Origin of the sequence: Aquabacterium sp. OR-4, assembly GCF_025290835.2 — a bacterium.
Taxonomy (GTDB): domain Bacteria; phylum Pseudomonadota; class Gammaproteobacteria; order Burkholderiales; family Burkholderiaceae_C; genus Pseudaquabacterium.
The window spans coordinates 1982612-2000185 of record NZ_JAOCQD020000001.1; the positions used below are offsets into that span (position 1 = coordinate 1982612).

Annotated in this window: 17 protein-coding genes; 8 read left to right on the forward strand and 9 right to left on the reverse strand. The window is 68.9% G+C overall.

Annotated features, from left to right (window positions below; genetic code table 11):
• Positions 1–12 precede the first annotated feature (12 nt).
• Together hpnE and N4G63_RS08615 are read left to right on the forward strand one after the other, a co-directional pair.
• Positions 13–1326, forward strand: a complete 1314-nt coding sequence (hpnE, locus tag N4G63_RS08610) for a hydroxysqualene dehydroxylase HpnE (RefSeq protein ID WP_314599583.1) — start codon at positions 13–15, stop codon at positions 1324–1326.
• Positions 1327–1382: 56 nt separating this feature from the next.
• Complete coding sequence (locus tag N4G63_RS08615) at positions 1383–2153, forward strand: IclR family transcriptional regulator (protein ID WP_260787912.1); 771 nt, start codon at positions 1383–1385, stop codon at positions 2151–2153.
• A gap of 96 nt (positions 2154–2249) precedes the next feature.
• Here the strand turns inward: N4G63_RS08615 and pbpG are convergent, their stop codons facing one another.
• The 7 genes from pbpG to N4G63_RS08650 all read right to left on the reverse strand — a co-directional run bounded on the left by pbpG (position 2250) and on the right by N4G63_RS08650 (position 11462).
• Entirely contained in the window at positions 2250–3338 is a 1089-nt protein-coding gene (gene pbpG / locus N4G63_RS08620) for a D-alanyl-D-alanine endopeptidase (RefSeq protein ID WP_260787913.1), read from the reverse strand.
• Positions 3339–3467: 129 nt separating this feature from the next.
• Positions 3468–5009, reverse strand: a complete 1542-nt coding sequence (locus N4G63_RS08625; RefSeq protein ID WP_260787914.1) for a 2-isopropylmalate synthase — start codon at positions 5007–5009, stop codon at positions 3468–3470.
• 30 nt (positions 5010–5039) lie between these two features.
• Complete coding sequence (gene leuA / locus N4G63_RS08630; protein WP_260788677.1) at positions 5040–6755, reverse strand: 2-isopropylmalate synthase; 1716 nt, start codon at positions 6753–6755, stop codon at positions 5040–5042.
• 269 nt (positions 6756–7024) lie between these two features.
• A complete protein-coding gene (gene pssA / locus N4G63_RS08635) occupies positions 7025–7882 on the reverse strand; it encodes a CDP-diacylglycerol--serine O-phosphatidyltransferase (RefSeq protein WP_260787915.1) in 858 nt (285 codons plus the stop codon).
• Positions 7883–7958: 76 nt separating this feature from the next.
• The gene (gene ilvC / locus N4G63_RS08640; RefSeq protein ID WP_260787916.1) at positions 7959–8975 is read right to left on the reverse strand and encodes a ketol-acid reductoisomerase; all 1017 of its coding nucleotides are present in this window, start codon (positions 8973–8975) and stop codon (positions 7959–7961) included.
• Between the two features lie 34 nt (positions 8976–9009).
• On the reverse strand, positions 9010–9501 hold the full coding sequence (ilvN, locus tag N4G63_RS08645) for an acetolactate synthase small subunit (protein WP_260787917.1): 492 nt from the start codon (positions 9499–9501) through the stop codon (positions 9010–9012).
• Positions 9502–9668: 167 nt separating this feature from the next.
• On the reverse strand, positions 9669–11462 hold the full coding sequence (locus N4G63_RS08650; protein WP_260787918.1) for an acetolactate synthase 3 catalytic subunit: 1794 nt from the start codon (positions 11460–11462) through the stop codon (positions 9669–9671).
• A gap of 261 nt (positions 11463–11723) precedes the next feature.
• Between N4G63_RS08650 and N4G63_RS08655 the strand changes: the two genes are divergently transcribed.
• The 6 genes from N4G63_RS08655 to N4G63_RS08680 all read left to right on the forward strand — a co-directional run bounded on the left by N4G63_RS08655 (position 11724) and on the right by N4G63_RS08680 (position 15334).
• Entirely contained in the window at positions 11724–12290 is a 567-nt protein-coding gene (locus N4G63_RS08655) for an RNA polymerase sigma factor (RefSeq protein WP_260787919.1), read from the forward strand.
• Positions 12287–12748: a DUF3619 family protein gene (locus tag N4G63_RS08660; RefSeq protein WP_260787920.1), complete on the forward strand. Its 462-nt coding sequence runs from the start codon at positions 12287–12289 to the stop codon at positions 12746–12748. Before N4G63_RS08655 ends, N4G63_RS08660 begins: the two co-directional genes overlap by 4 nt.
• Before the next feature lie 78 nt (positions 12749–12826).
• Positions 12827–13615, forward strand: coding sequence for a DUF3106 domain-containing protein (locus tag N4G63_RS08665; protein ID WP_260787921.1), 789 nt, complete (start codon positions 12827–12829; stop codon positions 13613–13615).
• 11 nt (positions 13616–13626) lie between these two features.
• Positions 13627–14208 (forward strand): RDD family protein, encoded by a 582-nt coding sequence (locus N4G63_RS08670; RefSeq protein ID WP_260787922.1) that lies wholly within the window; start codon positions 13627–13629, stop codon positions 14206–14208.
• Positions 14205–14645, forward strand: coding sequence for a diacylglycerol kinase (locus N4G63_RS08675; RefSeq protein ID WP_314599584.1), 441 nt, complete (start codon positions 14205–14207; stop codon positions 14643–14645). The genes N4G63_RS08670 and N4G63_RS08675 overlap by 4 nt, the downstream gene beginning before the upstream one ends.
• A gap of 92 nt (positions 14646–14737) precedes the next feature.
• Positions 14738–15334 carry an LOG family protein gene (locus N4G63_RS08680; RefSeq protein ID WP_260787923.1) on the forward strand — a complete coding sequence of 199 codons (597 nt, stop codon included), beginning with the start codon at positions 14738–14740 and terminating at the stop codon, positions 15332–15334.
• Between the two features lie 76 nt (positions 15335–15410).
• Here the strand turns inward: N4G63_RS08680 and N4G63_RS08685 are convergent, their stop codons facing one another.
• Together N4G63_RS08685 and N4G63_RS08690 are read right to left on the reverse strand one after the other, a co-directional pair.
• Positions 15411–15749, reverse strand: a complete 339-nt coding sequence (locus tag N4G63_RS08685) for a P-II family nitrogen regulator (RefSeq protein ID WP_260787924.1) — start codon at positions 15747–15749, stop codon at positions 15411–15413.
• 55 nt (positions 15750–15804) lie between these two features.
• Complete coding sequence (locus N4G63_RS08690) at positions 15805–17514, reverse strand: NAD+ synthase (RefSeq protein WP_260787925.1); 1710 nt, start codon at positions 17512–17514, stop codon at positions 15805–15807.
• Positions 17515–17574 lie beyond the last annotated feature (60 nt).

The following is a 17574-nucleotide window of genomic DNA, read 5'->3' on the forward strand; positions in this document are numbered from 1 at the left end:
CAAGCGGCGGCAGTGCCTGCGCCAAAACGCCGGCCGCCCTGCCGCCGCGTGGCCGTGGTGGGCGCCGGCTGGGCCGGCCTGGCTGCCGCGGTAGAAGCCCGCACACGCGGCGCGCAGGTCACGCTGTACGAGATGGCCCCGGCCGCCGGTGGCCGCGCGCGCAGTGCGGCCGGCGCCGCAGCGCAGGCCGGCACCACCCCGCGCGACAACGGCCAGCACATCCTGATCGGCGCCTACACCGACACCCTGGCGCTGATGCGCCGGGTGGGTGCCGACCCCGAGCGCCTGCTGTGGCGCGGCCCGCTGGCGCTGTGCACGCCCGACGGGCACGGCCTGCGCCTGCCGGCCGGCGCGCCGGTGCCGGCCTTTGTGCGCGGCGTGCTGGCCGCGCGCGGCTGGCCGCTGGCCGCACGCCTGGCCCTGCTGCGCGCCGCCGGCGGCTGGCTGCTGCGCGGCTTTCGCTGCGCGCCGGGCACCAGCGTGTCGGCGCTGTGCCGCGGCCTGCCGGCCAGCATCCAGCACGACCTGATCGAGCCGCTGTGCGTGGCCGCGCTGAACACGCCAATGGCCCAGGCCAGCGCCACGGTGTTCTTGCGCGTGCTGCGCGACGCGCTGTTCTCGGGGCCCGGCGGGGCCGATCTGCTGCTGCCGCGCGCGCCCTTGTCGGCCCTGTTGCCCACGCCGGCGCTGGCCTGGCTGCAGGCCCAGGGCGCCACGCTGCACCTGGGCCGGCGCGTGCAGGCGCTGGCGGCCGATGGCGCCGGCTGGCAGGTGGACGGCGAGGCCTTTGATGGCGTGGTGCTGGCCTGCAACAGCACCGAGGCGGCCCGCCTGTGCGCCACGCTGGCGCCACCGTGGTCGGCCGCCGCCGCGGCGCTGCCGCATGAGCCGATCATCACCGTGTGGCTGCACCAGGCCGGCCTGCAATTGCCGCAGCCGATGCTGGCGCTGGCCGCCGATGCCCAGGCGCCGGCGCAGTTCGTGTTCGATCTGGGCGCGCTGGGGCTGGCGCCCGGCGAGTTCGCCTTTGTCGTCAGTGGCGCCGCGCCGTGGGTGGCGCACGGCCTGTCGGCCACCGGCGCGGCCGTGCTGGCCCAGGCGCGCCTGGCCTTCCCCGGGGCCTTCAGTGGCCCGCAGGCCCAGGTGCAGCGCGCCATCGCGGCCGAGCGGCGCGCCACCTTTGCCTGCACGCCCGGCCTGCAGCGGCCACCGGCCGCGGTGGCGCCCGGCCTGGTGGCGGCCGGCGACTATGTGCAGGGCCCCTACCCGGCCACGCTGGAAGCTGCGGTGCGCGCCGGCCTGGCAGCGGCGCGGCAGCTGTGCTGAGCGCCGGCACGCAGGGTTTCGCCATGCAAAAATGAGGGCAACTCTCCGAGACCCCCATGAGCACGAAGAAAGAAGGTCAGACGCCCGCGATCCAGGTGATCGAGCGCATGTTCTCGCTGCTCGACGTGCTGGCTGCACACCAGGATCCGGTGTCGCTGAAAGAACTGAGCGAGCGCACCGGCCTGCACCCGTCCACCGCGCACCGCATCCTCAACGACCTGGCCATCGGCCGCTATGTCGACCGCCCCGAGGCCGGCAGCTACCGCCTGGGCATGCGCCTGCTCGAGATGGGCAACCTGGTGAAGGCGCGGCTCGACGTGCGCGACGCCGCGCTGGCGCCGATGCGCGAGCTGCACAAGCTCACCCACCAGCCGGTGAATCTGTCGGTGCGCCAGGGCGACGAGATCGTCTACATCGAGCGCACCTACAGCGAACGCTCGGGCATGCAGGTGGTGCGCGCGGTGGGCGGGCGCGCGCCGCTGCACCTCACATCGGTGGGCAAGCTGTTCCTGGCGCACGACGACCCGCAGCGCGTGCGCGGCTATGCCACCCGCACCGGCCTGGCCGGCCACACCCGCAACAGCATCACCGAGATCGGCCGGCTCGAGCGCGAGCTGGCGCAGCTGCGCCAGACCGGCGTCTCGCGCGACGATGAAGAGCTCGAGCTGGGCGTGCGCTGCATCGCCGCCGGCATTTTCGATGACCAGGGCCGGCTGGTGGCCGGGCTGTCGGTGTCGGCCCCGGCCGACCGCATCGAGGAGGGCTGGGCCGAGCGGGTCAAGGCCACGGCCGCGCAGATCTCGTCGGCCCTGGGCTTTCGCGGCTGAGAGAACGGGCCAGCCCGACAGCACAACGGCCGCACAAGGCGGCCGTCGGTCGAATGGGCCAAGCGGCCATCGGGCCTTGGCCGCCCGGGCGCTGAATCAGGACACCGGCCGGCGCGCGCCACCCACCGCAATGGGCGCGTTGTCGAGCCAGCGGCGCAGGCGCTCGGCATCGCCGATGCGCGAGTACTTGCCGGCCGAATCCAGCAGCACCATGATCAGCTTGCGCCCGGCCAGCTGGGCCTGCATCACCAGGCAGCGGCCGGCCTCGGAGATGTAGCCGGTCTTCTGCAGGCCGATGTCCCAGTTGGGGCTGCGCACCAGGCCGTTGGTGGTGTGGAACTGCATCACGCGCTTGCCCACGGCCACCTGGGTTTCCTGCGAGGTGGAGAACTCGCGCAGCAGCGGCACGTGGTGGGCTTCGCGCACCAGCTTGGCCAGATCCTGTGCGCTCGACTGGTTGCGGCTGGACAGCCCGGTGGGCTCGGCAAACTGGGTGTCGCGCATGCCCAGGCTGTCGGCACGGCGGTTCATGGCGGCCACGGCCGCCACCAGGCCACCCGGGTAATGGCGGCCCAGCGTGTTGGCGGCGCGGTTCTCGGACGACATCAGCGCCAGGTGCAGCATCTCGCGGCGGGTGAGCTGGGTGCCCACGGCCAGGCGCGAGCGGCTGCCCTTCTCGGTGTCGATGTCGTCCTGGGTGACGGTGAGCACCTCGTCGAGCGACTGCCGCGCTTCCACCACCACCAGGGCGGTCATCAGCTTGGTGATCGAGGCGATCGGCAGCACCGCGTCGGGGTTCTTGCTGAACAGCACCTCGTTGGTGTCCTGGTCGATCACCAGGGCCACGCTGGACTTCAGCTCGAGCGGGTCGTTGTTGGCATGCAGGCCCTGCATCTGGCCGAACGACGCGCGCAGCGGCTCGGCCGCAGCCACCGCCGCAACGCCCGCCGCGCCCAGCACCGCGGCCCGGCGCAGGCCCTTGCCGCCGGCCAGCTTGCCAGCGGCCTTGGCGCGCAACCGGGGCTCGGGCTTGACCTCGGCCTTGAACGAGCGCTTGGCCTTGGCCGCTGCGCTGCTGGCCGGCTTGGCGGCAGGCTTGCGCGACGACTCACGCGCACTGGCCGGCGCAGCCACTGAAACGGCCACCAGAAGGGCGAGCAGCAACGACGGCAGGGGAAGCTTCATGTTCAAGGGGGTGGAGCCCAACGGAATAATCGGTATTGGTCGTGCGTGGCGAGTGTAGGTTAGGCCGGAAACACACGCAAGATCAAAAGCTTGCGTGCGTTTCTTAAAGAGCGTTCAGCTGTGCCGCATTCAACCTTGCGCGGCCACCCGGTCGGTGTTGGCATGCAGCTTGTTCAGGGCCGCCAGATAGGCCTTGGCCGACGCGACCACGATGTCGGGATCGGCCCCCACGCCGTTGACCACGCGACCACCCAGTTGCAGGCGCACGGTCACTTCGCCCTGCGATTCTGTCGAGCCGCTGGTGATCGCATTGACCGAATAGAGCAGCATTTCGGCGCCACTCTGCACGCGGCTTTCAATCGCCTTCAGGCTGGCGTCCACCGGGCCGTTGCCGTCGCTGCTGGCGCGCTGCTCCACCTCACCGGCCGCAAACACCACGCTGGCCTGCGGCCGCTCGCCGGTCTCGGAGCTTTGCTGCAGCGACACCAGGCGGTAGTGCTCCTGCTCGCGGGTGACGCTTTCGTCGCCCACCAGCGCCAGGATGTCCTCGTCAAAGATCTCGGCCTTGCGGTCGGCCAGATCCTTGAATCGGGCGAAGGCGGCATTGGTCTCGCTCTCGCTTTCGAGCTCGATGCCCAGCTCCTGCAAGCGCTGCTTGAACGCGTTGCGGCCGCTCAGCTTGCCCAGCACGATCTTGTTGGCGCTCCAGCCCACGTCTTCGGCGCGCATGATCTCGTAGGTGTCGCGCGCCTTCAGCACGCCGTCCTGGTGGATGCCCGAGGCATGGGCAAAGGCATTGGCGCCCACCACGGCCTTGTTGGGCTGCACCACGAAGCCCGTGGTCTGGCTCACCATGCGGCTGGCCGGCACGATCTGCGCGGTGTCGATGCCCACGCTCAGGCCGAAGTAGTCGCGCCGGGTCTTCACCGCCATCACCACTTCTTCGAGGCTGGTGTTGCCGGCCCGCTCGCCCAGGCCGTTGATGGTGCATTCAATCTGGCGTGCGCCGCCGATCTTCACCCCGGCCAGCGAGTTGGCCACCGCCATGCCCAGGTCGTTGTGGCAGTGCACGCTCCAGATCGCCTTGTCGCTGTTGGGCACGCGCTCGCGCAGCGTCTTGATGAAGTTGCCGTACAGCTCGGGCACCGCGTAGCCCACGGTGTCGGGCACGTTGATGGTGGTGGCGCCCTCGGCAATCACCGCCTCGAGCACCCGGCACAGAAAGTCGGGGTCGCTGCGGTAGCCGTCTTCGGGGCTGAACTCGACATCGCCGCACAGGTTGCGGGCAAAGCGCACCGCCAGCCTGGCCTGCTCGAAGACCTGGTCGCGCGTCATGCGCAGCTTTTTCTCCATGTGCAGTTCACTGGTGGCGATGAAGGTGTGGATGCGCGAGCGCGCGGCCCCCTGCAGCGCCTCGGCGGCGCGGCCGATGTCGCGGTCATTGGCGCGCGCCAGCGAGCACACGGTGCTGTCCTTGATGTGGCTGGCAATCGCCTTGACGGCCTCGAAGTCGCCGTTGCTCGAGGCGGCAAAGCCAGCCTCGATCACATCGACGCGCAGGCGCTCGAGCTGGCGCGCGATGCGCAGCTTCTCGTCCTTGGTCATCGAGGCGCCGGGCGACTGCTCGCCATCGCGCAAGGTGGTGTCGAAGATGATGAGTTGGTCGGACATGGTGGTGGCTCCTTGTCGTTGTATCGGTGTTCAGTCGTTGAAAGCCGCTTCGCGGCGCGGCGCGATGGCAATGTCTGCGCGCAGCAGGCCGCTGAGCACGGCCTTCATCGACGCGGTGACGATGCTGGCATCGAGCCCCACGCCGAACAGCGTGCGAGTATCGGCGATGCGCAATTCCAGGTAGGCCGCGGCCTGCGCCTGCGCGCCCTGCCCGGCGGCCAGCGGCCCGCCGGTGACGGCGTGCTCGTGCAGGTCGAGCACCTCGATGGCCACGCCGGTGACGGCGCGCAAGGCCTGCACCAGCGCGTCCACCGGGCCGCGGCCCTCGCCCTGCAGTGCCACAACCCGGCCCTGCAGGCGCAGGCGCAGGCTCAGCCGGCAATGGCCGTCGGGCCGGTCGTCGATGTGCAGATGGTCGATGCCGATCTCTTGCTCGCCCAGGCGGTAGGTCTGGGCCAGCAGCTGCCAGAGATCGGCCGCGCTGAGCTCGCGGCCCTGGTCGTCCATCACCGCCTGCACCGCCGACGCAAACTCGATCTGCAGGCGCCGCGGCAGCGCCAGGCCGTACTCGGCGTCCATCAGGTAGGCGATGCCGCCCTTGCCCGACTGGCTGTTGACCCGGATCACCGCCTCGTAGCTGCGGCCCAGGTCCTTCGGGTCGATCGGCAGATAGGGCATGTCCCAGACATCGCCCTCGCGCCGCGCGGCGAAGGCCTTCTTGATGGCGTCCTGGTGCGAGCCCGAGAACGAGGTGTAGACCAGGTCGCCGGCATAGGGGTGACGCGGATGCACCGGCAGCTGGTTGCAATGCTCTACCGTGCGGCGGATGGCATCGATGTCGCTGAAGTCGAGGCCCGGATGCACGCCCTGGGTGTAGAGGTTCAGCGCCAGGTTCACCAGATCGACATTGCCGGTGCGCTCGCCGTTGCCGAACAGGCAGCCTTCCATGCGGTCGGCCCCGGCCATCAGCGCGAACTCGGCCGTGGCCACGCCGGTGCCGCGGTCGTTGTGCGGATGAACCGACAGGATCACCGCCTCGCGCCGCGCGATGTGGCGGTGCATCCACTCCACCATGTCGGCAAAGATGTTGGGCGTGCTGTGCTCGATGGTGGTGGGCAGGTTGATGATGCAGGGCCGCTCGGGCGTGGGCTGCCACACGGCGGTGACCGCGTCGACCACCCGCCTGGCAAACGGCAGCTCGGCATCCGAGAAGGTCTCGGGCGAGTACTGGAAGGTCCAGTCGGTGTCGGGCTGGGCGGCGGCCAGCTCCTTCACCCGCTGCGCATGCTGCACGGCCAGATCGACCACGCCGTCCTCGCTGAGCCCGAAGACCACGCGGCGCATCACCGGCGCGATGGCGTTGTAGAGGTGAAGAATCGCCCGCGGCGCGCCCTGCAGCGCCTCGAAGCTGCGCCGGATCAGCTCGTCGCGCGCGGGGGTCAGCACCTGGATCGTCACATCGTCAGGGATGCGGTGCTCGTCGATCAGGCGGCGCACGAAATCGAACTCGGTCTGCGAGGCCGACGGAAAGCCCACCTCGATCTGCTTGAAGCCGATCTTCACCAGCATCTCGAACATGCGCAGCTTGCGCTCGCCGTCCATCGGCTCGATCAGCGCCTGGTTGCCGTCGCGCAGGTCGGTCGACAGCCACAGCGGCGCGCGGCTCAGCACGGCATCGGGCCAGGTGCGGTCACGCAGGTGCACCGGTGCGAAAGCGCGGTACTTGGCGGCGGGGTTGGCGAGCAGGGTCATCGGAATCGCTCCATCGGGGGTGGTGATGTCACCGCAGCGGTGGGCGGGATGAACCCAGAAAAACAAACGGCCCGCTGCAGCGTTGCTGGCGGGCCGTTTGTCCGGGAAAGGGGTAGTGTGAAACCGGGTCGTGGACGATCAGCGCGCCAGAGGCACGCCTAGTAGCTGCAGCGCAATGCGCTTGGGGTTCGTCGACATGGGGGCTGAATGTAGCACGGGCCTGGCGCCGCCGGCCTGGCCAGAAACCCTGGCCAGCGGCACGCTCAGTGGTGCAGGCCCTTCTCGTCGGGCTCGTCGGTGGAGGTGGCGATCACGCTCACATGCTTGCCCTTCATGCGGCGGTACACGTACATCGCATAGCCCGACAGGCCATACAGCATGAACAGGCCGAACAGCATGCCCGGCACGTGCTGGCTGATCAGCGCCATGCCCAGCGCGATGGCCACCAGGGTGACGAAGGGCACCGACTTCTTCAACCCGAAATCCTTGAAGCTGTAGAAGGGCACGTTGGTGACCATGGTCAGGCCGGCGTAGATGGTGAGCGTCCAGGTGCACCACACCAGCCAGGGGATGTCCTTCACGCCCTCGCGAAAGCCGGCGTCGTCCATGATCCAGATGAAGCCGATCACCAGCGCGGCCGCAGCCGGGCTGGGCAGCCCCTGGAAGAAGCGCTTGTCGACCACGCCGATGTTGGTGTTGAAGCGGGCCAGGCGCAGTGCCGCGCAGGAGCAGTAGACGAAGGCCGCCGCCCAGCCGGCCTTGCCCAGGCCCTTGAGCGCCCATTCGTAGACGATCAGCGCCGGCGCGGCGCCGAAGCTGACCATGTCCGACAGGCTGTCCATCTGCTCGCCGAAGGCGCTCTGCGTGTTGGTCATGCGCGCCACGCGGCCGTCCAGGCTGTCGAGCACCATGGCGCAGAAGATGCCGATGGCCGCATCGGAGAAGCGGCCGTTCATCGCCATCACCACGGCATAGAAGCCACCAAACAGGGCGGCCAGCGTGAACAGATTGGGCAGCACATAGATGCCCTTGCGGCGCGGGCGCGGCGGCGCCTCGGGCGGGTTGTCAGCGGCGTCGGCGCCATCGTGCGGCTCGAGCGCGCTGTCCTGGGGATCGGTCATGGTCGGGAGCATAACGCAGGGGTCGGCATGAAAAAGGGCCGCACGAGGCGGCCCTTTTCGATGGCACGAGGCGCGATCAGTTGCGGCTCTTGTCCACCAGCTTGTTGGCCTTGATCCAGGGCATCATGGCGCGCAGCTTCTCGCCCACCTGCTCGATCTGGTGCTCTTCGGTCAGGCGGCGGCGGCTGATCAGCGTGGGTGCGCCGGCCTTGTTCTCGAGGATGAAGGACTTGGCGTATTCGCCGGTCTGGATGTCCTTCAGGCACTGCTTCATGGCCTTCTTGGTCTCCTCGGTCACGACGCGCGGGCCGGTGACGTACTCGCCGTACTCGGCGTTGTTGGAGATCGAGTAGTTCATGTTCGCGATGCCGCCTTCGTAGATCAGGTCGACGATCAGCTTGAGCTCGTGCAGGCACTCGAAATAGGCCATCTCGGGCGCGTAGCCGGCTTCCACCAGCGTCTCGAAACCAGCCTTGATCAGCTCGACCGTGCCGCCGCACAGCACGGCCTGCTCGCCGAACAGGTCGGTCTCGGTCTCTTCGCGGAAGTTGGTCTCGATGATGCCGGCCTTGCCGCCACCGTTGGCCGCGGCATAGCTCAGCGCCAGGTCACGCGCCTTGCCGGTCTTGTCGGCATGCACGGCGATCAGGTGCGGCACGCCGCCACCCTGGCTGTAGGTGTTGCGCACGGTGTGGCCGGGGGCCTTGGGCGCCACCATCCACACGTCGATGTCGTCGCGGGGCACGACCTGGCCGTAGTGCACGTTGAAGCCGTGCGCGAAGGCCAGCGAGGCGCCAGGCTTGATGTTGGCGTGCACGTCGGCGTTGTAGACGCTGGCGATCTGCTCGTCGGGCAGCAGGATCATGACCACGTCGGCGCTCTTCACCGCGTCGGCGATCTCGGCCACCTTCAGGCCGGCCTTTTCGGCCTTGGCCCAGCTGGCGCCGCCCTTGCGCAGACCGACGGTGACCTTCACGCCGCTGTCGTTCAGGTTCTGCGCATGGGCGTGGCCCTGCGAGCCGTAGCCGATGATAGTGACGTTCTTGCCCTTGATCAGGCTCAGATCGGCGTCCTTGTCGTAGTAGACCTTCATGGGGTTCTCCAGTTGTTCTTGCGGGATGGGTTGGTTAGACACGCAGGATGCGTTCGCCGCGACCGATCCCGCTGGTGCCGGTGCGCACGGTTTCGAGGATCGCCGTGCGGTCGATGGCCTCGATGAAAGCGTCGAGCTTGCCGGCATCGCCGGTCAGCTCGATCGTGTAGCTCTTTTCGGTGACGTCGATGATGCGGCCGCGAAAGATGTCGGCCATGCGCTTCATCTCCTCGCGCTCCTTGCCCACCGCGCGCACCTTGATCAGCATGAGCTCGCGCTCGGTGAAGCTGCCTTCGGTCAGATCGACCACCTTCACCACCTCGATCAGGCGATTCAGGTGCTTGGTGATCTGCTCGATCACCTCGTCGGAGCCGGTGGTGACGATGGTCATGCGCGACAGCGACGGGTCTTCCGTCGGCGCCACCGTCAGGCTCTCGATGTTGTAGCCGCGGGCGGAGAACAGCGCCACCACGCGCGACAGCGCGCCAGGCTCGTTCTCGAGCAGCACGGCAATGATGTGTTTCATGGTTCGTCCTTGCAGCGCGGTTCTTCAAGACGGCGCCGGTAAGCGCCGGCCCTTGGCCGCACCGTCAAAAAGCGTTGGAGAAATCGGCTGCGAAAGCCGTGCCCGCCGTGCGGGCCGCCTGCCGCGCCGGCCGCGGTAACGGCAGGCGCCCGGCGGCCCTCAGGCGGTCACAGGTCTTCCGAGCCCAGCAGCATCTCGGTGATGCCCTTGCCCGCCTGCACCATCGGCCAGACGTTCTCGGTCGGATCGGTGCGCACATCGAGGAACACCGTGCGATCCTTCAGGCGGATCATCTCCTTGAGCGCCGGCTCCACATCCGACGGCTTCTCGATCTTCAGGCCCACGTGGCCATAGGCCTCGGCGAGCTTGACGAAGTCGGGCAGCGCGTCCATGTAGCTGTGCGAGTAGCGGCCCCCGTAGTCGAGCTCCTGCCACTGGCGCACCATGCCGAGGTAGCGGTTGTTCAGCGCGATCACCTTGACCGGCGTCTTGTACTGCTGGCAGGTGCTGAGTTCCTGGATGCACATCTGGATCGAGCCTTCGCCGGTGATGCAGAACACATCACTGTCGGGCTTGGCCAGCTTGATGCCCATGGCATAGGGCAGGCCCACGCCCATGGTGCCCAGGCCACCGCTGTTGATCCAGCGCCGCGGCTCCTCGAACGGGAAGAACTGCGCCGCCCACATCTGGTGCTGGCCCACGTCGCTGGTGACGTAGACATCGCTGCCCTTGGTCAGGCGCGCCAGGGTCTCCACCACGTACTGCGGCTTGATGACCTCGTCGCTCTTCTTGTAGGCCAGGCACTCGCGCTTGCGCCAGTCGTTGATCTGCTTCCACCACGCGGCCAGCGCCTGGTTGTCGGGCTTGGCCTGGGTCTCGCGGATGTGCGCGATCATCTCCTGCAGCACATCCTTGGTGTCGCCCACGATCGGGATGTCGACCTTGACGCGCTTGGAGATCGACGACGGGTCGATGTCCACGTGGATGATCTTGCGCTCGACCGAGGCAAAGTGCTTCGGGTTGCCGATCACGCGGTCGTCGAAGCGCGCGCCCACGGCCAGCAGCACATCGCAGTGCTGCATGGTCATGTTGGCTTCGTAGGTGCCGTGCATGCCCAGCATGCCCAGAAACTTGGGGTCGCTGGCCGGCGTGGCGCCCAGGCCCATCAGCGTGTTGGTGCAGGGGAAGCCCAGCAGATCGGCCAGCTCGCGCAGCTCGGCCGCCGCATTGCCCAGGATCACGCCGCCACCGGTGTAGATGTAGGGCCGCTTGGCCGCCAGCAGCAGCTGCATGGCCTTGCGGATCTGGCCGCCATGGCCCTTCTTCACCGGGTTGTACGAGCGCATTTCCACGCGCTCGGGGTAGTGGAAGGGCGTGGTCTTGAGCGACACGTCCTTCGGGATGTCGACCACCACCGGGCCCGGACGACCGGTGCGCGCGATGTGGAAGGCCTTCTTCATCGTGCTGGCCAGGTCGCGCACGTCCTTGACCAGGAAGTTGTGCTTGACGATCGGGCGCGTGATGCCCACCGTATCGCACTCCTGGAAGGCATCCAGCCCGATCGCCGGCGTCGGCACCTGGCCGGTGATCACCACCATCGGGATCGAGTCCATGTACGCGGTGGCAATGCCGGTCACGGCATTCGTCACGCCCGGGCCGCTGGTGACCAGGGCCACACCCACTTCACCGGTGGCGCGCGCATAGCCATCGGCGGCATGCACGGCGGCCTGCTCATGGCGTACCAGCACGTGCTGGATGGTGTCCTGCTTGTACAGCGCGTCGTAGATGTAGAGCACCGACCCGCCAGGGTAGCCCCACATGAACTTGACGTTTTCTGCCTGCAGGCAGCGCACCAGGATTTCCGAGCCATTGATCTCGGGGTGCTGGGAGGAGGAGGGAGAATTTTGCGGTTGCGCCGACAACGAGGTGGCGCGCTTGACTTCCGCGGCAGACATGTCCATTTCGAACCTTTGTGAATTTCTCTGACGAAAAACCATCGGTGCCCCTTCTCGCGCCCTCGTGAGGCGGACTCGGAACCTGCGCGATCAAAAACAACTCGCCCGCCGGGGTCGGCGGGCCGGCTTGAGACCCAGATCGCTTTGTGCGAAGCAGCATTATTGCATCAGCGCCCGCCCCCACCGCGGCCTGCCCGGGTGCAGCGATCTGCGGGTGACATAATCCGCGCCGTTTTGGCCGCCTCCGCACCGGGGGCCGGGTGAACCTTGGCGAGCGACAAAGAACTCTCGGATTTCCTCAAGAGCGTCGAGAAACGGGCCTTCAAGCGCACGGTGTACACCGTGCGTGACGAAGACGCCGCGCTCGACATCGTGCAGGACGCGATGATCCGCCTGGCCGAGAAGTACGCCGACCGGCCGCTGGCCGAGTTGCCGCTGCTGTTCCAGCGCATCCTGTCGAACGCCACGATGGACTGGTTCCGCCGCCTGCGCGTGCGCAATGCGGTGATGCAGAACATGTCCGACTTCGAAGGCGACGGCGATTCCGACGACTTCGACCTGCTCGAAAGCCTGGAAACCGCCGACGGCATGCTCGGCGCCGAGAGCGCCGCCGATTCGGTGTCACGGGCCCAGATCCTGCTTGCCATCGAACACGAAGTGGCCGAGCTTCCGGCGCGTCAACGAGAAGCCTTCCTGCTGCGTTACTGGGAGGAGCTCGACACCGCCGAGACGGCGGCCGTCATGGGCTGTTCCGAAGGCAGCGTCAAGACACACTGCTCCAGAGCCGTGCATGCCTTGGCGAAAGCACTTCGGACAAAGGGAATCGCGCCGTGAACGACATCAACCAGACTTTTTCTCCGCCGGCGCCGCGGCCCGCCGCCGAAGGCCTGCAGGGCCAGGTGGCCCTGCGCCTGACGTCGCACCTCAGCCGGGGCGCCGAAGAGCTGCCGCACGACGTGTCCGAGCGCTTGCGCTTCGCGCGTGAACGCGCCATCGCGACCGCGCGGCAGCACCGGGCCACGGTCGCCGCGGCGGTGGCTGCGCCGCTGGTGGTGGCATCCGGCCGCAGCGCTGCGCTGGGCAGCCCGACGCCGGTGTGGTTGCGCATGGCCTCGGTGCTGCCCTTGATGTTGCTGCTGGTGGGCCTGGTGTTCATCGAGCACCACCACGACACCGAGCAGATCCACGCCGCGGCCGAGATCGACAGCGCGCTGCTGGCCGACGAACTGCCGCCCGGCGCGTATGGCGACCCCGGTTTCGTCGAGTTCCTGCGCGGCGCCGAGCTGCCCTGAGGCCCCGGCCTCACCGCCCCACGGCCCCGCCTTGAGCCCCCGCCTTCCCCCTTCCCGCGCCAAGCGCTGTTGCGCAGCGTGTGCGCCGGCCTGATGGGTCTGGCCGCACTGCAGGTGCAGGCCCAGGCACCGGCTCCGGTGGCCCCTGCGGCCCCGGTGACTTCGATCGCCCCGGCGACCCAGCCGGCCGCAACGGCCAGGCCGGGCACGGCAGCGCCGGTGGCCGAGGGCCCGTCCTGGGCCAGCCTCAGTGCGCAGCAGCGCGCCGCGCTGGCGCCTTTGGCCCGCGACTGGGCCGGCATCGGCCCGGCGCACAAGGCCAAGTGGCTCGAGGTGGCGGCGCGCTTCCCGAAGATCCCGGCCGACGAGCAGCAGCGCGTGCAGGCCCGCATGGCCGACTGGACCCGGCTGTCGCCAGCCGAACGCACCCAGGCGCGCCTGAGCTTCCAGGAAACCAAGCAGATTCCGCGCGAGGAAAAGCAGGCGCGCTGGGAGGCCTACCAGGCCCTGCCGCCCGAGCAGCGCAAGGCCCTGGCCGACCGCTCCAGCCCCGCCGCCACCGAGCGTGCCCGCCCGGTGCCCGCTGCGGCACAGGCGCTTGACGTAGCGCAACCCAAGCAGAACCTGGTGCCGCCGCGCGCGCCGGCCTCGGCGCCGCTGGTCAAGCCGGTGGCCCCGACCGTCGTGCAGGCCAAGCCCGGCGCCACGACCACGCTGATGACCAAGACGCCCACGCCGCCTGCGCATCAGCAACCCGGTCAACCCAAGATCGCCGCGCGGGCCAGCCAGGTGGATCGCAGCACCCTGCTGCCCAAGACCGGGCCGCAGGCGGCGGCCTCGGTGCCGGGCAGCACCGGCCAACCCTGAGCCGCCAGCCGGTGAGCGCCACTGCACCGCCCGATGCGGCCGGCCCGGCCGTGCCTCTGCCCGGCTTGCGCGCGCCCGCGCTGCGGCGCCGTCTGGCGGCCTTCGTCTACGAGGGCGTGCTGCTGTTTGGCGTGCTGATGATGGCCGGGCTGGTCTACGGCAGCCTGACCCAGCAACGCCATGCGCTGCAGGGCCGCGTGGGCCTGCAGCTGTTCGTGTTTGCCGTGCTGGGCCTGTACTTCGTCTGGTTCTGGACGCATGGCGGCCAGACGGTGGCCATGAAGGCCTGGCACCTGCGCCTGGTAGATGCCCAGGGCGCGCCACTGGGCCTGCTGCGCGCGCTGACCCGCTACCTGCTGAGCTGGCTGTGGTTCGTGCCTGCGTTGCTGGCGCTGTGGCTGTCGGGCCTGCACGGCGGCGGGGTGAGCTTTGGCATGCTGCTGGCCGGCGTGCTGGGCTACGCCGCACTGGCCTTCTTGCGGCCCGACGGCCAGTACTGGCACGACGCGGTGTGCGGCACCCGGGTGATCGACTGGCGCCCGGCCCGGCCAGGCGCTGTCAGCCCGTCCACCGGCTCGCAGCCAGTCGCGTGACCCCGGTCAAGGATTCGCCGGCTCCGGCGCCCGCCGCGCCGGCCGCACCCGGCACCAACCCGCACAAGCAGCGCACCGGGCTGTCGCGCGTGGCCCATGCGTTTGTGTACTCGATGCAGGGTTTCGGCAGCGCGCTGCGCCATGAAAGCGCGTTCCGTCAGGAGGCCCTGCTGGGCCTGCTGCTGCTGCCGGCGGCCTTCTGGCTGGGCACCGACTGGATCGAGCGTGCGCTGCTGCTGGGCTCGGTCTTGATGGTGCTGATCGTCGAGCTGCTGAACTCGGCCATCGAGGCCACGGTGGATCGCATCTCGTTCGAGCTGCATCCGCTGAGCAAGCGCGCCAAGGACTACGGCAGCGCGGCGGTGTTCCTGTCGCTGCTGTGGTGCGGTGGCGTGTGGCTGGCGGCGCTGACGCACCGGCTGTTGCTGGCCGGCTGAGCCACACTCCGGGGTTCGATCCCTCCCCCGCGTGGCGGGCGCCTGGCCTGATGGCGCGCTCGTCACGCTGCACCTTGCTTGCGCCTGCTGCCATGTCCACACCCTCGCCCGCCCCGTTCAGCGTCTGCGTCTACTGCGGCTCGCGCCCCGGCGCCCACCCGGCCTACCTGGCGCTGGCACAGGCGCTGGGCCAAGCCATCGGCCAGCGCGGCTGGCAGCTGGTGTACGGCGGAGGTCGTGCCGGGCTGATGGGTGCGGTGGCCGACGCCACACTGGCCGCCGGCGGCCGCGTGGTGGGCGTGATCCCGGAGTCGCTGATGCGGCTGGAGGTGGGCCATGCCGGCCTGCACGAGCTGCATGTGGTGCAGACCATGCACCAGCGCAAGCAGCTGATGGCCGAGCGCGCCGATGCCTTCATCGCCATGCCCGGCGGCATCGGCACCTTCGAGGAGTTGTTCGAGGTGTGGACCTGGCGCAACCTGCGCTACCACGACTGCCCCATCGGCCTGCTGGGCGCCGAGGACTACTGGAACCCGCTGCTGGCCTTCTTGCGGCACGCGGTGACCGAGGGCTTCATGGACGACGGGCAGATGGCGATGCTGAGCCAGGCGGGCGACATCGACAGCCTGCTTGACAGGCTGCTGGCGCAGCGCAGCCACCGCGGCGACGACACGCTCGAACGCATCTGAGCGCCGCCGCGCAGCCATGAAAAACGGGCCCCGCGGGGCCCGTTGGTCGGTGGCGGCCGGCCAGGCGGCTGCCGGATCAGACGGCCGATTCGTCGGTCTCGCCGGTGCGGATGCGCACCACCTGCTCGACCGGGGTGACGAAGATCTTGCCGTCGCCGATCTTGCCGGTCTTGGCGGCCTTGACGATGGCCTCGACACAGCGGTCGACATCGCTGTCCTTGACCACCACCTCGACCTTCACCTTGGGCAGAAAGTCGACCACGTACTCGGCGCCGCGGTACAGCTCGGTGTGGCCCTTCTGGCGACCGAAGCCCTTGACCTCGGTGACGGTGAGGCCGGACACGCCCACGTCAGCCAGCGATTCGCGCACCTCCTCGAGCTTGAAAGGCTTGATGATGGCGGTGATCTGCTTCATGGCGGGCTCCAGACAAATAGGGCGAGAACTGTGACGAGTTTAAACGTGCCCGCGATCAAGCGCGGAACTTCGACGTGATGGGATAGCGCCAGTCTCGGCCGAAGGCGCGGTGGGTGATGCGGATGCCCACCGGCGCCTGGCGGCGCTTGTACTCATTGATCTTGATGAGCCGGGTGACACGCTCGACATCGGCCGGCGCAAAGCCCGCGGCCACGATCTGCTCGATCGACTGGTCTTCTTCCATGTAGCGCGCCAGGATGGCGTCGAGCACCTCGTAGGGCGGCAGGCTGTCCTGGTCGGTCTGGTCGGGGCGCAGTTCGGCCGAGGGCGCGCGGGTAAGGATGCGCTCGGGGATCACCGGGCCGGTGCTGCCGTCGGCACGCACGGTGGGCTGGGCGTTCTTCCAGGCGCAGATGCGGTAGACCAGGGTCTTGGCCACGTCCTTGATCACCGCAAAGCCGCCGGCCATGTCGCCGTACAGCGTGCAGTAGCCGGTGGCCATCTCGCTCTTGTTGCCGGTGGTGAGCACGATCGACCCGAACTTGTTGCTCAGCGCCATCAGCAGCGTGCCGCGGATGCGGGCCTGGATGTTCTCTTCGGTGGCGTCTTCGGGCCGGCCGGCAAACTCGGCCGCGAGGCTGGCGCGGAAGGCGTCGAACATCGGCGCGATGGCGATTTCGTCGTAGCGCACGCCCAGGCGCGCGGCCATGTCGCGCGCGTCGATCCACGAAATGTCGGCCGTGTAGGGCGAAGGCATCATCACCGTGCGCACCCGCTCGGCACCCAGCGCCTCGACGGCCACGGCCAGCACCAGGGCCGAATCGACGCCGCCCGACAGGCCGATGAGGGCGCCCGGAAAACCGTTCTTGCCGATGTAGTCGCGCACGCCGGTGACCAGCGCAGCCCAGGCCTGGGCCTCGATCTCGGGCACCGGCGCCAGCGTGCCGCTGGCACTGCCGTCGGCGGCCAGGTCAACCAGCAGCAGGTCCTCGGCAAAAAAGGCCGCACGCGCCGCCACCTGGCCCTGGGCATCGAGTGCGAACGAGGCGCCGTCGAACACCACCTCGTCCTGGCCGCCCACCAGGTGGGCGTACAGCAGCGGCAGGCCGGTGTCGCGCACACGCTGGGCCATGCGCTGCTCGCGCTCGTCGGGTTTGTCGAGGTGGAAGGGCGAGGCGTTGAGCACGCACAGCACCTCGGCACCGGCCGCACGGGCGCTGGCCGCGGGTTCGTCGAACCAGGCGTCTTCGCAGATCAGCAGGCCGAAGCGCCGGCCGCCGGACTCGAATACCACCGCGCCCTGCCCTGCGTCGCGTCCTGAGGCAAAGTAGCGCCGTTCGTCGAACACTTGGTAGTTGGGCAGTTCGCGCTTGCAATAGGTGGCCTGCACGCGGCCATCGGCCAATACGCTGGCGGCATTGAAGCGCCGCTGCACGGCATGCGAGCGCGAGCGCTCGTCACCTTGCTCGCCGGACTGGTGCGGGTGGCCCACCACCACGCTGAGGCCTTTGAGCGGCGCCAGTTCAGCGGCCAGTGCCGCCAGTTCACGCGCACAGGCCTGCATGAAGGCCGGACGCAGCAGCAGGTCTTCAGGGGGATATCCAGTGAGCGACAGTTCAGGCGCCAGCAGCAACGCGGCACCGGCCGCATGGGCCTGGCGGGCGGCCTCGGCAAGGCGGCGGGCGTTGCCCGGCAGGTCGCCCACGGTGGCATTGATCTGGGCCAGCGCCACACGAACGGCGGGCACGGCAGAAGGAGTGGACATTTGTTGACCGAAGGCAGTGGCAGCCCCCATCCGAGCAGCGCCGCACAGGGCGCCATCGCG